This is a genomic window from Pseudomonas sp. CC120222-01a, assembly GCF_003097235.1.
Taxonomy (GTDB): Bacteria; Pseudomonadota; Gammaproteobacteria; order Pseudomonadales; family Pseudomonadaceae; genus Aquipseudomonas.
This window is the reverse complement of sequence record NZ_QEQQ01000001.1, coordinates 520,273-535,102: the sequence shown is the minus strand read 5'-3', so window position 1 is coordinate 535,102 and position 14,830 is coordinate 520,273. Positions and strand designations below refer to the sequence as shown.

The 14,830-nt window shown below is 63.1% G+C and carries 12 protein-coding genes and 1 pseudogene; 10 read left to right on the top strand and 3 right to left on the bottom strand.

Annotation, left to right across the window (positions count from 1 at the left end; translation table 11 throughout):
- The first annotated feature begins 295 nt into the window (after positions 1-295).
- From N430_RS02645 to N430_RS02625, 5 genes are all read left to right on the top strand, one after another.
- Positions 296-1,504 carry an ammonium transporter gene (locus N430_RS02645; protein ID WP_110631150.1) on the top strand — a complete coding sequence of 403 codons (1,209 nt, stop codon included), beginning with the start codon at positions 296-298 and terminating at the stop codon, positions 1,502-1,504.
- A 76-nt stretch (positions 1,505-1,580) separates the two neighbouring features.
- Positions 1,581-1,820: a glutaredoxin family protein gene (locus tag N430_RS02640; protein WP_110631153.1), complete on the top strand. Its 240-nt coding sequence runs from the start codon at positions 1,581-1,583 to the stop codon at positions 1,818-1,820.
- 108 nt (positions 1,821-1,928) lie between these two features.
- Entirely contained in the window at positions 1,929-2,360 is a 432-nt protein-coding gene (locus N430_RS02635; RefSeq protein WP_110631156.1) for a D-Ala-D-Ala carboxypeptidase family metallohydrolase, read from the top strand.
- A gap of 70 nt (positions 2,361-2,430) precedes the next feature.
- Complete coding sequence (locus N430_RS02630) at positions 2,431-2,760, top strand: transcriptional regulator (protein WP_110631159.1); 330 nt, start codon at positions 2,431-2,433, stop codon at positions 2,758-2,760.
- A gap of 29 nt (positions 2,761-2,789) precedes the next feature.
- The gene (locus N430_RS02625) at positions 2,790-3,674 is read left to right on the top strand and encodes a pseudouridine synthase (RefSeq protein ID WP_110631162.1); all 885 of its coding nucleotides are present in this window, start codon (positions 2,790-2,792) and stop codon (positions 3,672-3,674) included.
- A gap of 156 nt (positions 3,675-3,830) precedes the next feature.
- On the opposite strand, the gene N430_RS02620 is transcribed toward N430_RS02625, so the two are convergent.
- Together N430_RS02620 and acnA are read right to left on the bottom strand one after the other, a co-directional pair.
- Positions 3,831-5,396 (bottom strand): PAS domain-containing methyl-accepting chemotaxis protein, encoded by a 1,566-nt coding sequence (locus N430_RS02620; RefSeq protein ID WP_110631165.1) that lies wholly within the window; start codon positions 5,394-5,396, stop codon positions 3,831-3,833.
- 307 nt (positions 5,397-5,703) lie between these two features.
- Entirely contained in the window at positions 5,704-8,445 is a 2,742-nt protein-coding gene (acnA, locus tag N430_RS02615) for an aconitate hydratase AcnA (protein ID WP_110631168.1), read from the bottom strand.
- Positions 8,446-8,667: 222 nt separating this feature from the next.
- Between acnA and rlmM the strand changes: the two genes are divergently transcribed.
- The 3 genes from rlmM (at position 8,668) to pdxB (ending at position 11,537) form a co-directional block, all read left to right on the top strand.
- Positions 8,668-9,732 carry a 23S rRNA (cytidine(2498)-2'-O)-methyltransferase RlmM gene (gene rlmM, locus N430_RS02610; RefSeq protein WP_110631171.1) on the top strand — a complete coding sequence of 355 codons (1,065 nt, stop codon included), beginning with the start codon at positions 8,668-8,670 and terminating at the stop codon, positions 9,730-9,732.
- A gap of 359 nt (positions 9,733-10,091) precedes the next feature.
- Positions 10,092-10,334 carry a sulfurtransferase TusA gene (gene tusA, locus N430_RS02605; protein WP_110631174.1) on the top strand — a complete coding sequence of 81 codons (243 nt, stop codon included), beginning with the start codon at positions 10,092-10,094 and terminating at the stop codon, positions 10,332-10,334.
- 60 nt (positions 10,335-10,394) lie between these two features.
- Positions 10,395-11,537 carry a 4-phosphoerythronate dehydrogenase PdxB gene (pdxB, locus tag N430_RS02600; RefSeq protein ID WP_110631177.1) on the top strand — a complete coding sequence of 381 codons (1,143 nt, stop codon included), beginning with the start codon at positions 10,395-10,397 and terminating at the stop codon, positions 11,535-11,537.
- A 169-nt stretch (positions 11,538-11,706) separates the two neighbouring features.
- Here pdxB and N430_RS29405 read toward each other — a convergent pair whose 3' ends face one another.
- On the bottom strand, positions 11,707-11,880 hold the full coding sequence (locus tag N430_RS29405; protein WP_165837330.1) for a PA1571 family protein: 174 nt from the start codon (positions 11,878-11,880) through the stop codon (positions 11,707-11,709).
- Between the two features lie 204 nt (positions 11,881-12,084).
- On the opposite strand from N430_RS29405, the gene N430_RS02595 reads away from it, so the two are divergent.
- Positions 12,085-13,848 carry an ABC transporter transmembrane domain-containing protein gene (locus tag N430_RS02595; RefSeq protein ID WP_110631180.1) on the top strand — a complete coding sequence of 588 codons (1,764 nt, stop codon included), beginning with the start codon at positions 12,085-12,087 and terminating at the stop codon, positions 13,846-13,848.
- 189 nt (positions 13,849-14,037) lie between these two features.
- Positions 14,038-14,721 (top strand): annotated as a pseudogene (locus tag N430_RS29900) (methyl-accepting chemotaxis protein); the annotation flags it as partial.
- Between the last annotated feature and the right edge of the window lie 109 nt (positions 14,722-14,830).

Here is a 14,830-nt window from a genome sequence, read left to right as displayed (position 1 = left end):
GGTATGTAGGTCATTCGAGTGATCGGGTGTGTGGAAGGTTCATTAGCAGCGCTGGTATGGGCCTTGCTAATGAGATTTGCCACAACGCGGGGCGTAACCCGGGGCGGTGCGCCGAACCAGGGCGTCGACCCTGGCGGATACCGATAAACCTTAACCCAATCCACGACAAACCCAAGAAAAAACCACGCAGGCCGCGCCCGGTTCGGCAAAACAGGGCAAAAGCTGGCACCGATTCGGTGCAGGGATGCAGGTTCTTGAACTGTCCTGGTGCTTTTTCAGCAGGTCTGCCTCTTTCATGGAAAACATGCACAGCGCGATGGACTCCCTCGTCCACGGCTCCAACACCCTGTTCATCCTCATGGGCGCCATTCTGGTGCTCGCCATGCACGCCGGCTTCGCCTTTCTCGAAGTGGGCACCGTGCGCCACAAGAACCAGGTCAATGCGCTGTCGAAAATCCTCAGCGATTTCGCCATCTCCGCGTTGGTGTATTTCTTCATCGGCTACTGGATCGCCTATGGCGTGAATTTCCTGCAGCCTGCGTCGCAGCTGGCTGCCGACCACGGCTATGCGCTGGTCAAATGCTTCTTCCTGCTGACCTTTGCTGCCGCGATTCCGGCAATCATCTCGGGGGGGATTGCCGAACGTGCGCGCTTCGCGCCGCAGCTGTGCGCCACCGCGCTGATCGTGGCGTTCATCTATCCCTTCTTCGAAGGCGTGGTGTGGAATGGCAATTTCGGCGTGCAGGCTTGGCTGCAGGCGCGCTTCGGTGCGCCATTCCATGACTTTGCCGGCTCGGTGGTGGTGCATGCCATGGGCGGCTGGCTGGCGCTGGCGGCGGTGCTGTTGCTGGGCGCTCGGCGGGGGCGCTATCGCGACGGCCGTCTGGTGGCCTTTGCACCGTCGAGCATTCCGTTCCTGGCGTTGGGCTCGTGGATTCTCATCATCGGCTGGTTCGGCTTCAACGTGATGAGCGCCCAGACCTTGCAGGGTGTCAGCGGCCTGGTAGCGATCAATTCGTTGATGGCCATGGTCGGCGGCACTCTGGCAGCCTTGCTGGCCGGGCGCAACGACCCGGGCTTCCTGCACAACGGGCCGTTGGCCGGGCTGGTCGCAATCTGTGCTGGCTCTGACCTCATGCACCCCATTGGTGCGCTGGCCACCGGCCTGGTGGCGGGGGTGCTGTTCGTCTGGAGTTTCACCGCCGCGCAGAACCGCTGGAAGATCGACGATGTGCTCGGTGTCTGGCCGCTGCACGGTTTGTGCGGCCTGTGGGGAGGTATTGCCTGCGGTGTGTTTGGCCAGGTGGCACTGGGTGGTATGGGCGGGGTTAGCCTGCTCAGCCAGCTGTTGGGCAGCCTGGCAGGCGTTCTGGTCGCACTGGTTGGTGGTTTTGCCGTGTACGGCCTGATTCGCCAGGTGCATGGCCTGCGTTTGAGCCATGAACAGGAGTTCCAGGGCGCAGACCTGTCGCTGCACCGGATCGGTGCCACCAGCCAGGATTGAGCAGGGTCAGGTGCAGAGGGGGCAGGACGGACTTAGAATAAGCTTCTTCCTAAAGCCAAATCGGGTCTTGCCCTCCATGCTGCCTGAATGCCAACTCTTCGGTACCCTCGGGTGCCACTTGTGCGAAGTGGCCGAAGCCGAGCTGATGCCCTTTGTTGAACACGGCTTGCTGATCGAGTTGGTCGACATCGCCGATGACCAGGCATTGTTCGAACGGTATGGATTGATCATACCGGTGTTGCGGCGCAGCGATACTTCGGCAGAACTGCACTGGCCATTCGATGCCGAACAGGTAGTGGCCTTCCTCGCCCAGTGATGGGCAGCGGGAATACTTGCCCTCGTGCATGGCCTGCAGGCCAGAAATGAAGATGACGGACCGTTGAATGGTCATCGGTCCTTTTGCATTTTCATCGAGAGCCCCGCCATGCTGATCACGCCACATTTTGCCCTGGAAGAAATGATTACTTCGCAAGTTGCCGCGAGAGAGGGGTTGGACAACACCCCTACGCCTGAAATCCTGAGTAATTTGCGCCTGCTCTGCCAGGTGCTCGAGCAGGTCCGGGTGCTGTTCGGTCGCCCCCTCATCGTCAGCAGCGGATACCGCAGCGCGAGGGTCAATGCACGCGTCGGGGGGGCGCGCGACAGCCAGCACCTGAAAGGCCTGGCTGCGGACTTCACCGTCATCGGCATCGACAATCGGGAAGTGGTCAGGCAGGTCAGCAAGAGTGACCTGGCGTTCGACCAGTTGATCCTGGAGTTCGACAGCTGGGTTCACCTGTCGGTATCGGCGGCCGCGCCGCGCCGCGAGGTGCTGACCATTCGCAAGGGTACGGGCTATCTGCCAGGCCTGCAGTAGCGTTCGAACGATTGACGCAGCGGTATCGCTCTTCGTATGCTGTATATAAATACAGTGTCGAGGTAAAGCCATGCTCAACGTCGAGCAACTCAAGTACAGCGTCAACCGCATGCCGGTGGAGCGGGTGTGCGACGCCGTGCTGGAATTGCGCCTCGAAGGCCTGGTCACCGATGACCGTACGCCATTTGGCAAGGTGCATTTCAACACGTGTTTTGCAGAGATCGAGGCCTTGTTCCAGCGTGCCGGTTACCACCGGGGCCTGGATGTCGTGGGTTACCAGGGGCTGGTCTATGCACTCTATGATCCTGGGCGTTGGGAGCCTGTGCAGGTGCTGCGCTGCTTGAAGGCGCACAGTGAAGGGATGGTCGAGGCTGGTTGGGGTGCCGGGCTTGGGGGATAATGCCCGGCTTTGATTGCCCGAGCCTTGCCATGACCACGCCTTTCGACCCCGCCCACCAGCAAGCCAGCACGGTCTGCCTGCCACCCGGCAACTGGGCGACGGTGCTCGATTGCCTGTGTGACCATTTCAAGGCCATCGAGCGCACGCAGTGGCTCGATCGTTTCGCCCGCGGCCGGGTGCTCGATGCCGAGGGCAGGGCGATTGCCGCCGACTTGCCGTACCGTCGCGGCATGCGCCTGCACTATTTTCGCGAGGTGCCCAACGAGCGGCCGATTCCGGTGCAGGAAACCATCCTGCATGTGGATGAGCACCTGGTGGTGGCCGACAAACCACACTTTTTGCCGGTGACGCCAACCGGTGAATACGTCGAACAAACCCTGTTGCGTCGCCTGATCCGCCGCCTGGACAACCCGCATCTGGTGCCATTGCATCGCATCGACCGGCACACCGCCGGGCTGGTGTTGTTCTCTGCCAATCCACAGACGCGCAGTGCGTATCAGCGGTTGTTCCCGGAGCGGCGGATCGACAAGCGCTATCAAGCCATCGCTGGTGCCTTGCCGCAGCATGTATTCCCCTTGGTGCACAAGAGTCGCCTGGTGCATGGCGAGCCGTTCTTCCGCATGCACGAAGTGCCAGGCGAACCTAACAGTGAGACCTTTGCCGAAGTGCTGGAGAAGCAGGGCGAGTTGTGGCGCTACGGGCTGTCGCCGGTAACGGGCAAGACCCATCAGTTGCGTGTGCACATGGCGGCGTTGGGGGCGGGGATCTGCAATGACCCGTTCTATCCCGAGTTGCTCAAGGAAGAGGACGACTATCAGCGGCCATTGAAGCTGCTGGCGCAGAGCTTGCGATTTGCCGATCCGTTGACCGGCGAGGACCGCTACTTCGAGAGCCGGCTGACACTGGACTGGTGATGCGCCTGTGCGCGATCTGTGTAGGAGCGGCCTTGCGTCGCGAAAGGGCTGCAAAGCAGCCCCAAATATTTGCCCTACTGCAAGATCGCTGGGGCTGCGTTGCAGCCCTTTCGCGACGCAAGGCCGCTCCTACAGAGATCGCGCAGGCGTCGGCCGTTAGCGGTTAAACCGCTCCACCAGCGAATACTGGCTGCCGGCAGTGCTGGTCAGCTCTTCGCTGAGCAGTGCCGAATGTTGCGCCTGTTCGGCTGTCTGGTCGGCCAGCTGGGCGATGGTGCTGATGTTGCGGCTGATCTCGTCGGCCACTGCCGTCTGTTCTTCAGTAGCGGCGGCAATCTGGGTCGCCATGTCAGTGATATTGGCCACTGCTTCGCTGATCCCGACCAGTGCCTGGTCGGCCTGCATGACGCGGTCAACGCCTTCCTGGGCCTGGCGGTGACCGGTTTCCATGGTCAGCACGGCGTTGTTGGCTGTTTGTTGCAGCTTGGCGATCAGGCCATGGATCTGCCCGGTCGATTCGGCGGTGCGCTGGGCCAGCTGGCGTACCTCGTCGGCGACCACGGCAAAACCACGGCCCATCTCGCCGGCGCGGGCCGCTTCGATGGCGGCGTTGAGCGCCAGCAGGTTGGTCTGATCGGCGATGCCCTTGATCACATCGACCACGCCACCGATCTCGTCACTGTCCTTGGCCAGCTGGGTCACGGTCTGGCCGGTTTCGCCCACGGCGGTCGACAGGCGCTCGATGGCGTCGCGGGTTTCCCCGGCGATCTGCCGGCCCTGGCTGGTCAGGCGGTTGGCTTCCTGGGTAGCGTCTGCGGTGCGTTGCACGTGGTTGGCCACTTCCTGGGTGGTGGCGGCCATCTGGTTGACGGCGGCGGCGACCTGTTCGGTCTCCACGCGCTGGCGCTCCAGGCCAGAGGAGCTCTTGTGCGCCAGGGCATCGGACTGGCGCGCCTGGTCGCTGAGGTGCTCGGCGCTGTCCTGCAGGCGGGTCAGGCAGGTCTTCATGCGTGCGTCCTGGCTGAGCATGGCCATTTCCAGGCGAGCCTGTACCCCACGGCTGTCGGTGTACATCTGCGCGATCAGCGGGTCGGAGGTGGTCTGTTCGGCCAGGCGCAGCAGGCGCTTCAGGCCTCGCTGCTGCCAGCCCAGGCCGAGCAGACCGAGCGGTACCGACAAACCGGCGGCCAGTGCGAAGCCCCACGAGTGACCGAGCCAGTTGCCAATCAGGAAACCGACCTGGCTGATCAGGATGAACGGCAACCAGTCCTGCAGCACCGGCAGCCAGCGATCGCGGCGCGGGATGGCGGTCTTGCCATCGTTGATGCGCTGGTACAGGGCTTCGGCACGGCGGATCTGCTCGGCGGTAGGCTTGACCCGCACCGACTCGAAGCCGACGACCTGGTTGTTCTCGAAAATCGGCGTGACGTAGGCATTTACCCAGTAGTGATCGCCGGATTTGCAACGGTTCTTGACGATGCCCATCCACGGCAAGCCTTGCTTGAGGGTTTGCCACATGTGGGCAAACACCGCAGTCGGCACATCGGGGTGGCGCACCAGGTTGTGGGGTGCGCCAATCAGCTCTTCGCGGGTGAAACCGCTGATCTCGACGAATGCATCGTTGCAGTAGGTGATCACACCCTTGGCATTGGTGGTGGAGATCAACCGCTGGTGGGCAGGGAAAGTCCGTTCCCTCTGGGTAATCGGCTGGTTGTTGCGCATGAGCTGAATCGTCCGTAAGGCTTTCGACAGATATCGGCAAGCCACTGGTTTTATTGAATGGATATTTAATTTACTTGATCTAGGGCAATTGGCCATCACTGCGAATGCAGTAAGGGAGAACGAGGTCCGGCGCTGAGAATGCGGCTTATATACCCACGTTTATGACTGTTAGATGACAAATCGGGCCAATGATGACTGAGCGGCCACTAAAGCGCTACTGTCAAAGGCTGACTTTTCTTGTGGTCATGTGCATCGAGCGCCGCAGGTGCGGCGCTTGATGCAAAAGGCGTTGAGCGGGCGGGGGCGATCAGGTGCGAATCATCTGCCGGAGCACATAGTGCAAGATCCCGCCTGACTTGAAGTATTCCACTTCATTGAGCGTATCGATCCGGCATAGCACCTCGATCTGTTGCTGTTGCCCATCCTCACGGGTAATGCGCAGGGGCAGGCTCATGCCCGGTTTGATCTGCGCGCCACCGAGCCCAAGCAAGTCGATCTGTTCCTTGCCGGTCAGCGCCAATTGCTTGCGATCCTGGCCGGCCTTGAACTGCAGCGGCAGCACGCCCATGCCTACCAGGTTGGAGCGGTGGATGCGTTCGAAACTCTCCGCCAGCACCGCCTTGACCCCCAGCAGGTTGGTGCCCTTGGCCGCCCAGTCACGGCTGGAGCCGGTGCCATATTCCTGGCCGGCGATTACCACCAGCGGCGTACCTTCGGCCTGATAGCGCATGGCAGCGTCATAGATCGACAGCTTCTCGCCGCTGGGCACATGCACGGTGTTGCCACCTTCCTCGCCCGCCAGCATCTCGTTGCGGATGCGGATATTGGCGAAGGTGCCGCGCATCATCACCTCGTGGTTGCCGCGCCGTGAGCCGTAAGAGTTGAAGTCCCGGGGCTCCACCCCCTTGCTGCGCAGGTAACGCCCGGCCGGGCTGTCAGCCTTGATGTTGCCCGCAGGGGAGATGTGGTCGGTGGTCACCGAGTCGCCGAGCAGGGCGAGGATGCGTGCGCCGTGGATGTCCTTGATTTCGGGCAGCGGCCCGCCGATGTCATCGAAGAACGGTGGGTGCTGAATGTAGGTGGAACTGTCCTGCCAGACGTAGGTCGCCGCCTGCGGTACTTCAATGGCCTGCCATTGCGCATCACCGGCGAAGACTTCGGCGTATTCCTTGTGGAACATGGCGGTGTCTACCTTGGCCACGGCGTCGGCAATTTCCTGTTGGCTTGGCCAGATATCGCGCAGGTAGACGGGCTGACCGTCCGTGCCCGTTCCCAGTGCATCCTGGGTCAGGTCCACGCGTACGCTACCGGCCAGCGCGTAGGCCACCACCAGCGGTGGTGAAGCCAGCCAGTTGGTCTTGACCAGCGGGTGCACGCGGCCTTCGAAGTTGCGGTTGCCCGATAGCACCGAAGCGACCGTGAGGTCGGCACTGCCGATGGCTTTTTCGATAGCATCGTCCAGTGGTCCGGAGTTGCCGATGCAGGTGGTGCAGCCATAACCGACCAGGTCGAAGCCAAGCTGGTCGAGGTAAGGGGTAAGCCCCGCAGCCTTGTAATAATCGGTCACCACCTTGGAGCCGGGGGCCAGCGAACTCTTGACCCAGGGTTTGCGCTGCAGGCCTTTTTCCAGGGCCTTTTTCGCCACCAGGCCGGCCGCCATCATCACGCTGGGGTTGGAGGTGTTGGTGCACGAGGTAATCGCTGCGATCACCACGGCGCCGTCGCGCAGGGTGTAGGTCTGTCCGCCATGGCTGTAGTCGATTTCGCCAGCCTGATCGGCGTTGCCAACGGCTACACCACCCCCGCCTTCACTCTCCAGGCGGCCGACCTCCTTGGCCAGCGGCTTGGGTTGCAGTTCGATAAAGTGATCGAAAGCCTGGCCGACCTGGCCCAGGGCAACCCGGTCCTGTGGCCGCTTGGGCCCGGCCAGGCTGGCTTCGACGTCATGCATGTCCAGGGCCAGCGTGTCGCTGAACAGCGGTTCCTGGCCAGGCAGGCGCCACAGGCCTTGTTCCTTGCAATACTGTTCGACCAGTTGCACTGTTTCGCTTGGGCGGCCGGACAGACGCAAGTAGTCGAGGGTGACCTCATCGACCGGGAAGAAGCCACAGGTCGCACCGTATTCCGGTGCCATGTTGGCGATGGTCGCACGGTCGGCCAACGGCAGGTCGGCCAGGCCGTCGCCGTAGAACTCGACGAACTTGCCGACGACGCCTTTCTTGCGCAGCATCTGCGTCACGGTCAGCACCAGGTCGGTGGCGGTGATGCCTTCGCGCAACTTGCCGGTAAGCTTGAAGCCGATCACTTCGGGGATCAGCATCGACACCGGTTGGCCGAGCATGGCCGCTTCCGCCTCGATGCCGCCCACGCCCCAGCCGAGCACGCCGAGGCCGTTGATCATGGTGGTGTGCGAGTCGGTGCCGACCAGAGTGTCGGGGTATGCATAGGTGCGGCCATCTTCGTCGCGGGTCCATACCGTGCGCCCGAGGTATTCCAGGTTGACCTGGTGGCAGATACCGGTGCCCGGCGGTACTACGCGGAAGTTGTCGAATGCACTCTGGCCCCAGCGCAGGAAGGCGTAGCGCTCGCCATTGCGCTGCATTTCGATGTCGACGTTCTGGGTGAAGGCCTGTGGCGTGGCATAGCGGTCGACCATCACCGAGTGGTCGATGACCAGGTCCACCGGCGACAGCGGGTTGATCCGCTGCGGGTCACCGCCGGCCTTGGCCATGGCGGCGCGCATGGCGGCCAGGTCGACGACTGCGGGCACACCGGTGAAGTCCTGCATCAGCACCCGCGCCGGGCGGTACTGGATTTCACGGTCGGAGCGGCGCTCCTGCAGCCAGTTGGCGAGGGCGCGCAGGTCATCGGTGCCGACGGTCTCGCCGTCTTCCCAGCGCAGCAGGTTTTCCAGCAGTACCTTGAGCGACATGGGCAGGCGCTGCAGGTCGCCCAGCTTCTGGCTGGCTTTGGCGAGGCTGTAATAGTGATAGGTGCGGTCAGCCACCTGGAGGGTCTTGAGGGTGTTCAGGCTATCGAGCGAGGGCATTGCCAACTCCTTGTGCGGCGGGGCCCGGCACGGCTGGTCATGGCCGGTGCCACCGCGCTGTTTCGGCCCGCACGGCACGGACCTGGCTGAATGGTCAGGTTAGCTCCGTTTGGTGCCCCTGACTCTTTTCTGGACCGGCGGGGCATGTCGCAGGTTCCGATCTTCCTTTATTATCGCCGCCCTGCCGGCGCCCGTAGCGCGCCAGCCGTAGTGGAGTGAAAGATGAATACCCTGTTCATGCATTGCCGGCCCGGTTTCGAGGGTGAGGTCTGCGCCGAGATCAGCGAACATGCCGCCCAGCTGGGTGTAGCCGGCTATGCCAAGGGCAAGCCGCAGAGTGCTTGTGCCGAGTTCGTCTGTGCCGAGGCCGAAGGTGCCGAACGCCTGATGGCCCAACTGCGTTTCGCGCAGCTGATCTTCCCGCGCCAGTGGGCGCGAGGCACGTATATCGAATTGCCGGAAACCGATCGCATCAGCGTGCTGCTGGAGCATCTGGCCGGGCAACCGGTATTTGGCAGCCTGTGGCTGGAAGTACTGGACAGCAACGACGGCAAGGAACTGTCGACCTTCTGCCGCAAATTCGAAGTGCCGTTGCGCAAGGCCCTTGAAAAGGCGGGCCGTCTGGTCGACAACGCCAGCTTGCCGCGCCTGCTGCTGACCTTCATCAGCGGCCGCCGGGTATTCGTTGGCATGGCCGAGGTGAACAATAGCGCGCTGTGGCCGATGGGTATCCCGCGCCTGAAATTCCCCCGCGAGGCGCCCAGCCGTTCGACCCTCAAGCTGGAAGAGGCGTGGCACCAGTTCATCCCGCGTGAGCAGTGGGAACAGCGCCTTGGCGACGACATGAAGGGTGTCGACCTGGGTGCTTCGCCAGGCGGCTGGACCTACCAGCTGGTGCGCCGTGGCATGCTGGTCACCGCCATCGACAATGGACCGATGGCCGAGAGCCTGATGGAAACCGGGCTGGTAGAGCACCTGATGGCGGACGGTTTCACCTGGCAGCCAAAGCAGCCGGTGGACTGGATGGTCTGCGATATCGTCGAGAAACCGGCGCGTACCACCTCGCTGATCGAGACCTGGCTGGGAGAGGGGCTGTGCCGTGAGGCCGTGGTCAACCTGAAATTGCCGATGAAGCAGCGCTATGCCGAGGTGCGCCGGTTGCTGGACCGCATGGAGGCGACGTTCAAGGCGCGCAAGGTCAAGGTGTCGATTGCCTGCAAGCAGCTGTATCACGACCGTGAGGAAGTGACGTGCCACCTGCGCAGGCTTGATTTGAAACCGCGTTGATGTTGCCAGGCGCAAGTCTTGAGTGCTTTGTCTGCGTCGAAACCGAGCGCCGCCCGCGCGGCGCATCGCGAGCTGCGCTCGCTCCTACGTTTGTTTCGGGCCAATTATTCCAGTGAGATTTGCGCGCGAGCGCTTTGGCGCATGGCGCGATATCGCGGCGTACCAACAAGGCGGTCGCGCGCGCCTGTCACAGGCGTTACTGGCCAGAAACAAACGTAGGAGCGAGCGCAGCTCGCGATGCGCCGCGCGGGCGGCGCTCGATCTCAACGCACACGCACACTTAAGCCATGCACCAGCGCTCCACCTCTTGGTCGACACGACCGGATGCGCCACAATAGCGATCATTTGCGGAGCCCCCCATGACTGATTTCACCCCCGATGCCATCCTCGACGCCACCGGCTTGAATTGCCCCGAGCCGGTGATGATGCTGCACCAGCACGTACGCAACCTGGCCGCTGGCGGCCTGCTCAAGGTCATCGCCACCGACCCGTCGACCCGCCGTGACATCCCCAAGTTCTGCAACTTCCTCGGCCACGAATTGCTCGAGCAGCAGGAAGAAGCCGGCACCTACCTGTACTGGATCCGCAAGAAAGCCGACTGAACCGCGCTGGAACACACCTCACGTAGCGCCTACACTGCGCTCCCCAGACAGGAGAGCGCCATGCTGATAGTTGCCGACGAGAATATCCCGCTGCTCGATGCCTTCTTCGAAGGCTTCGGCGAGATCCGCCGTTATCCCGGCCGCAGCCTCGACGCCGCCAGCGTCAAGGACGCCGATGTGCTGCTTGTGCGCTCGGTGACCAAGGTCGACCGGCAACTGCTCGAAGGCAGCAAGGTGCGCTTTGTCGGCACTTGCACCATCGGCACCGACCACCTGGACCTGGACTACTTCGCCGAAACCGGCATCCACTGGCGCAGCGCACCCGGCTGCAATGCCCGTGGCGTGGTCGATTACGTACTGGGCAGCCTGCTGACCCTGGCTGACCTGGACGGCGTGGCACTGGCGCAACGCACCTACGGGGTGGTCGGCGCCGGTGAAGTGGGTGGCCGCCTGGTGCGAGTACTGCACGGCTTGGGCTGGAAGGTGCTGGTCTGCGACCCGCTGCGCCAGGCAGCCGAGGGCGGTGATTTCGTCAGCCTGGCGACGATCCTTGAACAGTGCGATGTGATCAGCCTGCACACTCCGCTGCAGCGCGGCGGCGAACATCCGACCTGGCACCTGCTCGGTGAAGCGCAGCTGGCGCAGCTGCGCCCCGGTGCCTGGTTGCTCAACGCCAGCCGCGGGCCAGTGGTGGACAACTCGGCGCTACGCGAGCTGCTGCTGGATCGCGAAGACGTGCACGCGGTGCTCGATGTCTGGGAAGGCGAGCCACAGGTCGACCTGCAATTGGCAGACCTGTGCACGCTGGCCACGCCGCACATTGCCGGTTATAGCCTGGATGGCCGCCAGCGCGGCACGGCGCAGATCTATCAGGCCTTGTGCCGATATCTGGGAGAGGCCGAAAAGGTGCAGCTGGCCGACCTGCTGCCACCTTCGCCGTTGGCGCAAATCGAGTTGGACGGCACGGCGGAGCCTGCCTGGGCCCTGGCGGCGCTGTGCCGGGCGGTGTATGACCCACGCCGTGACGATGCCGATTTCCGTCGCAGCCTGAGTGACGATGTGGCCGAGCAGCGGGCGGCGTTCGACCAGTTGCGCAAGCAGTATCCACCGCGCCGGGAGATCGAAGGGCTGGCGGTGCGTGTGAGGGGCGAGGCGCCGCAGTTGGCGCAGATGGTCAATGCCCTGGGCGGCGTGTTGGCCTGATTGCCCGATAAGCCTGCACTGGCCCCTTCGCGGGTAAACCCGCTCCCACAGGTTTATCACTGCATTGAGGTGAGTGATGTCTCTGTGGGAGCGGGTTTACCCGCGAAGAGGCCAGTACAGGTAAAAACAAAAAACCCGGCATATAGCCGGGTTTCAAAGCATTCTTGCTTCAGCCGTGGCGTACTTTCTTAACGCGGCTGTCTTCCAGCTCCTTGCAGGCCTTCTGGATCATCTGTTCGGTGATCTCGATCTCGCGGCCCTGGGCGTCGATGATCGAACCACAGGCCTTGGGTTGTGGTTTGCTCTGCGGTTTCACGGTGTCGCTGCCATGTTGCAAGCTCATTGAATATCTCCTCATCAGGTTCAGGCTCAGGTTAACCCTGCGCCGTGACTGGCCTGTTACAAAAGTTATCGTGTGCACCAAGGCCTGCACAGTCCAGCAGAAAGCGCGGCAAAGCTCCAGAGACCTGTTAGATCGATGGGTTATAGGCACTGCCTGCGTGGATGAATGGTAGTCTTCAATCTTCCGGCTTTTCTGGTTCATGTCATGCCCGATTCGGCTTCCTCTCGCCAACGCCGTGCCCTGCGCCTGGCCTGGCAGTTCATGCGTCCGTACCGTCGCCAGGCGCTGCTGGCCCTGCTGGCGCTGGTGGTCACCGCCGGCATCACCCTGTCCATGGGCCAGGGTATCCGCCTGCTGGTCGATCAGGGTTTCATGACCCGCTCGGCGCACCAGTTGAACCAGACCATCGGCCTGTTCCTGGTGCTGGTGCTGGCCCTGGCGGCAGGCACGTTCAGCCGCTTCTACCTGGTGTCGTGGATCGGCGAGCGCTGCGTTGCCGACATCCGCCGCGCGGTCTTCGATCACCTGGTGGGCTTGCACCCGGGCTTTTTCGAGGATAACCGCAGTTCCGAGATCCAGTCGCGGCTGACTGCCGACACGACTTTGCTGCAGTCGGTGATCGGCTCGTCGTTGTCGATGTTCCTGCGCAATGCGCTGATGGTGATCGGTGGTGTGGTGCTGCTGTTCATCACCAACCCCAAGCTCACCAGCATCGTGGTGGTGGCATTGCCGCTGGTGTTGGCGCCGATCCTGCTGTTTGGCCGGCGGGTGCGCAGCCTGTCGCGGCAGAGTCAGGACCGGGTGGCCGATGTCGGCAGCTATGTGGCCGAGACCCTGGGGCAGATCAAGACCGTGCAGGCCTACAACCACCAGGCCCGCGACCGCGAGCTGTTCGCCGGTACGGTGGAGGCCGCATTTGCCGTGGCCCGGCAACGTATCGCCCAGCGTGCCTGGCTGATCACCCTGGTGATCGTGCTGGTGCTGGGCGCGGTTGGCGTCATGCTGTGGGTGGGCGGCATGGATGTGATCGCCGGGCGCATTTCCGCAGGGGAGCTGGCCGCGTTCGTGTTCTACAGCCTGATCGTCGGCAGTGCCTTTGGCACCCTCAGTGAAGTGATCGGCGAGTTGCAGCGCGCTGCAGGGGCTGCCGAGCGTATCGCCGAGCTGCTGGCGGCGAACAGCACGATCCTGGTCCCTGAGGTTCCCGAGGCGCTGGCACAACAGCGTGTCAGCGGACGCATCGAACTGCAGCAGCTGACCTTCGCCTATCCCTCGCGGCCATCGGTGGCGGCCATCGACCACCTCAGCCTGGCCATCGAACCAGGCCAGACCGTGGCGTTGGTGGGGCCGTCGGGGGCGGGCAAGTCGACCTTGTTCGACCTGCTCTTGCGCTTCTACGATCCGCAGCAGGGGCGCATCTTGCTCGACGGCCAGCCGATCACGGCGCTGGAGCCTGACGACCTGCGCCGCCAATTCGCCTTGGTGGCACAGAACCCGTCACTGTTCCGCGGCACGGTTGAGGCCAACATCCGCTACGGTCGACCCGAGGCGACTCTGGCCGACGTCGAGGCGGCAGCCCAGGGCGCCCACGCCGACGAATTCATCCGGCAACTGCCACAGGGTTACCAGACGCCGCTGGGCGAGGGCGGCATTGGCCTTTCCGGTGGCCAGAAGCAGCGCCTGGCAATTGCCCGGGCGCTGTTGGTGGATGCGCCGATCCTGCTGCTCGACGAAGCCACCAGCGCCCTCGATGCGCAGAGCGAGCACCTGATCCAGCAGGCCCTGCCGAGCCTCATGGCCGGGCGTACCACGCTGGTCATCGCGCACCGCCTGGCCACGGTGCAGCATGCCGACCGCATCGCGGTGATCGACAAGGGGCGTGTGGTCGCGGTCGGCACGCACCGGCAGCTGATCGAAGAAAGCCCGCTGTACGCTCGTCTGGCCGAACTGCAGTTCACCACGGGCTAAGTGTCGTGCAGCTGTAACATTTCTGTAGCAATTGCCTGAGAGTATTGAATTCAACTGTTGCGTAAGTGCTCGACCTGGCTGCTATCGATCGATGGCAGCTTTTTTTTGGCCTGCGAACGAGGACAAGGATGTCTGTCGCGGCGCTGCAACGGCGCGCCGTTTCCTTATTCCTTGTTCCCGAGATCCGCGATGTTGCGTAAATCACTCCGAGTGCAAATTCTCACCCTGCTGGGCGGCAGCCTGGCGGCGATGCTGCTGATCGCCCTGGTGTGCTTCCAGTTCCTGTCCTCCAGCGTGCGTGGCTATGGCGAACTGGTGGACGGGCCGCTGCGGGCGTCGCAATTGATCGATGAAGCCAACCTGCAGTTCAAGATCCAGGTGCAGGAATGGAAGAACGTGCTGCTGCGCGGTCGCCAGCCGGCCGAGCTGGACAAGTACTGGCAGCAGTTCCAGGCCCGCGAGCAGCAGGTTCAACAGTTGCTTGGGGAACTGATCGACAGCAGCGATGCCAAGCTCAAGGCACCGCTGCAGCAACTGCGTGACAGCCATCGCCAACTCGGTCAGGCCTACGAACAAGGGCGTCAGGCATTTCTGGCGGCCGGTGGCGACCCGGTAGCCGGTGACCAGGCGGTGAAGGGCGTGGACCGGGCGGCCAGCGAGCAGATGAGCGCGCTGGTCGAGCAGCTGCGCGCCGAAGCCCGTGGCCGTGCCGCCGAGATCAATGCCGGTGCCGAGCGCACCGTGTGGCTGGGCGTGCTGGTGATGCTGGGGTCGGCATTGCTGGTCGGCCTGCTCAGCCTGTGGCTGCTCAACCGCAGCCTGATCGAGCCGATCCGCCAACTGATCGAATACGTGGCGCAACTCAGCCAGGGCCACTTCGCCGCCCGCGTCGACAGCCGTCGTGAGGACGAACTGGGCCGTCTGGCGCGCGCCGCCAATACCTTGCGCGACTTCCTCGCCGAGACCGTTGGCCGCCTCAAGG

Bases quoted from the DNA above. Each gene is read 5' to 3' on its own strand.
- N430_RS02645 (WP_110631150.1), top strand. From the start codon at position 296: ATGGAAAACATGCACAGCGCGATGGACTCCCTCGTCCACGGCTCCAAC.
- N430_RS02640 (WP_110631153.1), top strand. From the start codon at position 1,581: ATGCTGCCTGAATGCCAACTCTTCGGTACCCTCGGGTGCCACTTGTGC.
- N430_RS02635 (WP_110631156.1), top strand. From the start codon at position 1,929: ATGCTGATCACGCCACATTTTGCCCTGGAAGAAATGATTACTTCGCAA.
- N430_RS02630 (WP_110631159.1), top strand. From the start codon at position 2,431: ATGCTCAACGTCGAGCAACTCAAGTACAGCGTCAACCGCATGCCGGTG.
- N430_RS02625 (WP_110631162.1), top strand. From the start codon at position 2,790: ATGACCACGCCTTTCGACCCCGCCCACCAGCAAGCCAGCACGGTCTGC.
- N430_RS02620 (WP_110631165.1), bottom strand. From the start codon at position 5,396: ATGCGCAACAACCAGCCGATTACCCAGAGGGAACGGACTTTCCCTGCC.
- acnA (WP_110631168.1), bottom strand. From the start codon at position 8,445: ATGCCCTCGCTCGATAGCCTGAACACCCTCAAGACCCTCCAGGTGGCT.
- rlmM (WP_110631171.1), top strand. From the start codon at position 8,668: ATGAATACCCTGTTCATGCATTGCCGGCCCGGTTTCGAGGGTGAGGTC.
- tusA (WP_110631174.1), top strand. From the start codon at position 10,092: ATGACTGATTTCACCCCCGATGCCATCCTCGACGCCACCGGCTTGAAT.
- pdxB (WP_110631177.1), top strand. From the start codon at position 10,395: ATGCTGATAGTTGCCGACGAGAATATCCCGCTGCTCGATGCCTTCTTC.
- N430_RS29405 (WP_165837330.1), bottom strand. From the start codon at position 11,880: ATGAGCTTGCAACATGGCAGCGACACCGTGAAACCGCAGAGCAAACCA.
- N430_RS02595 (WP_110631180.1), top strand. From the start codon at position 12,085: ATGCCCGATTCGGCTTCCTCTCGCCAACGCCGTGCCCTGCGCCTGGCC.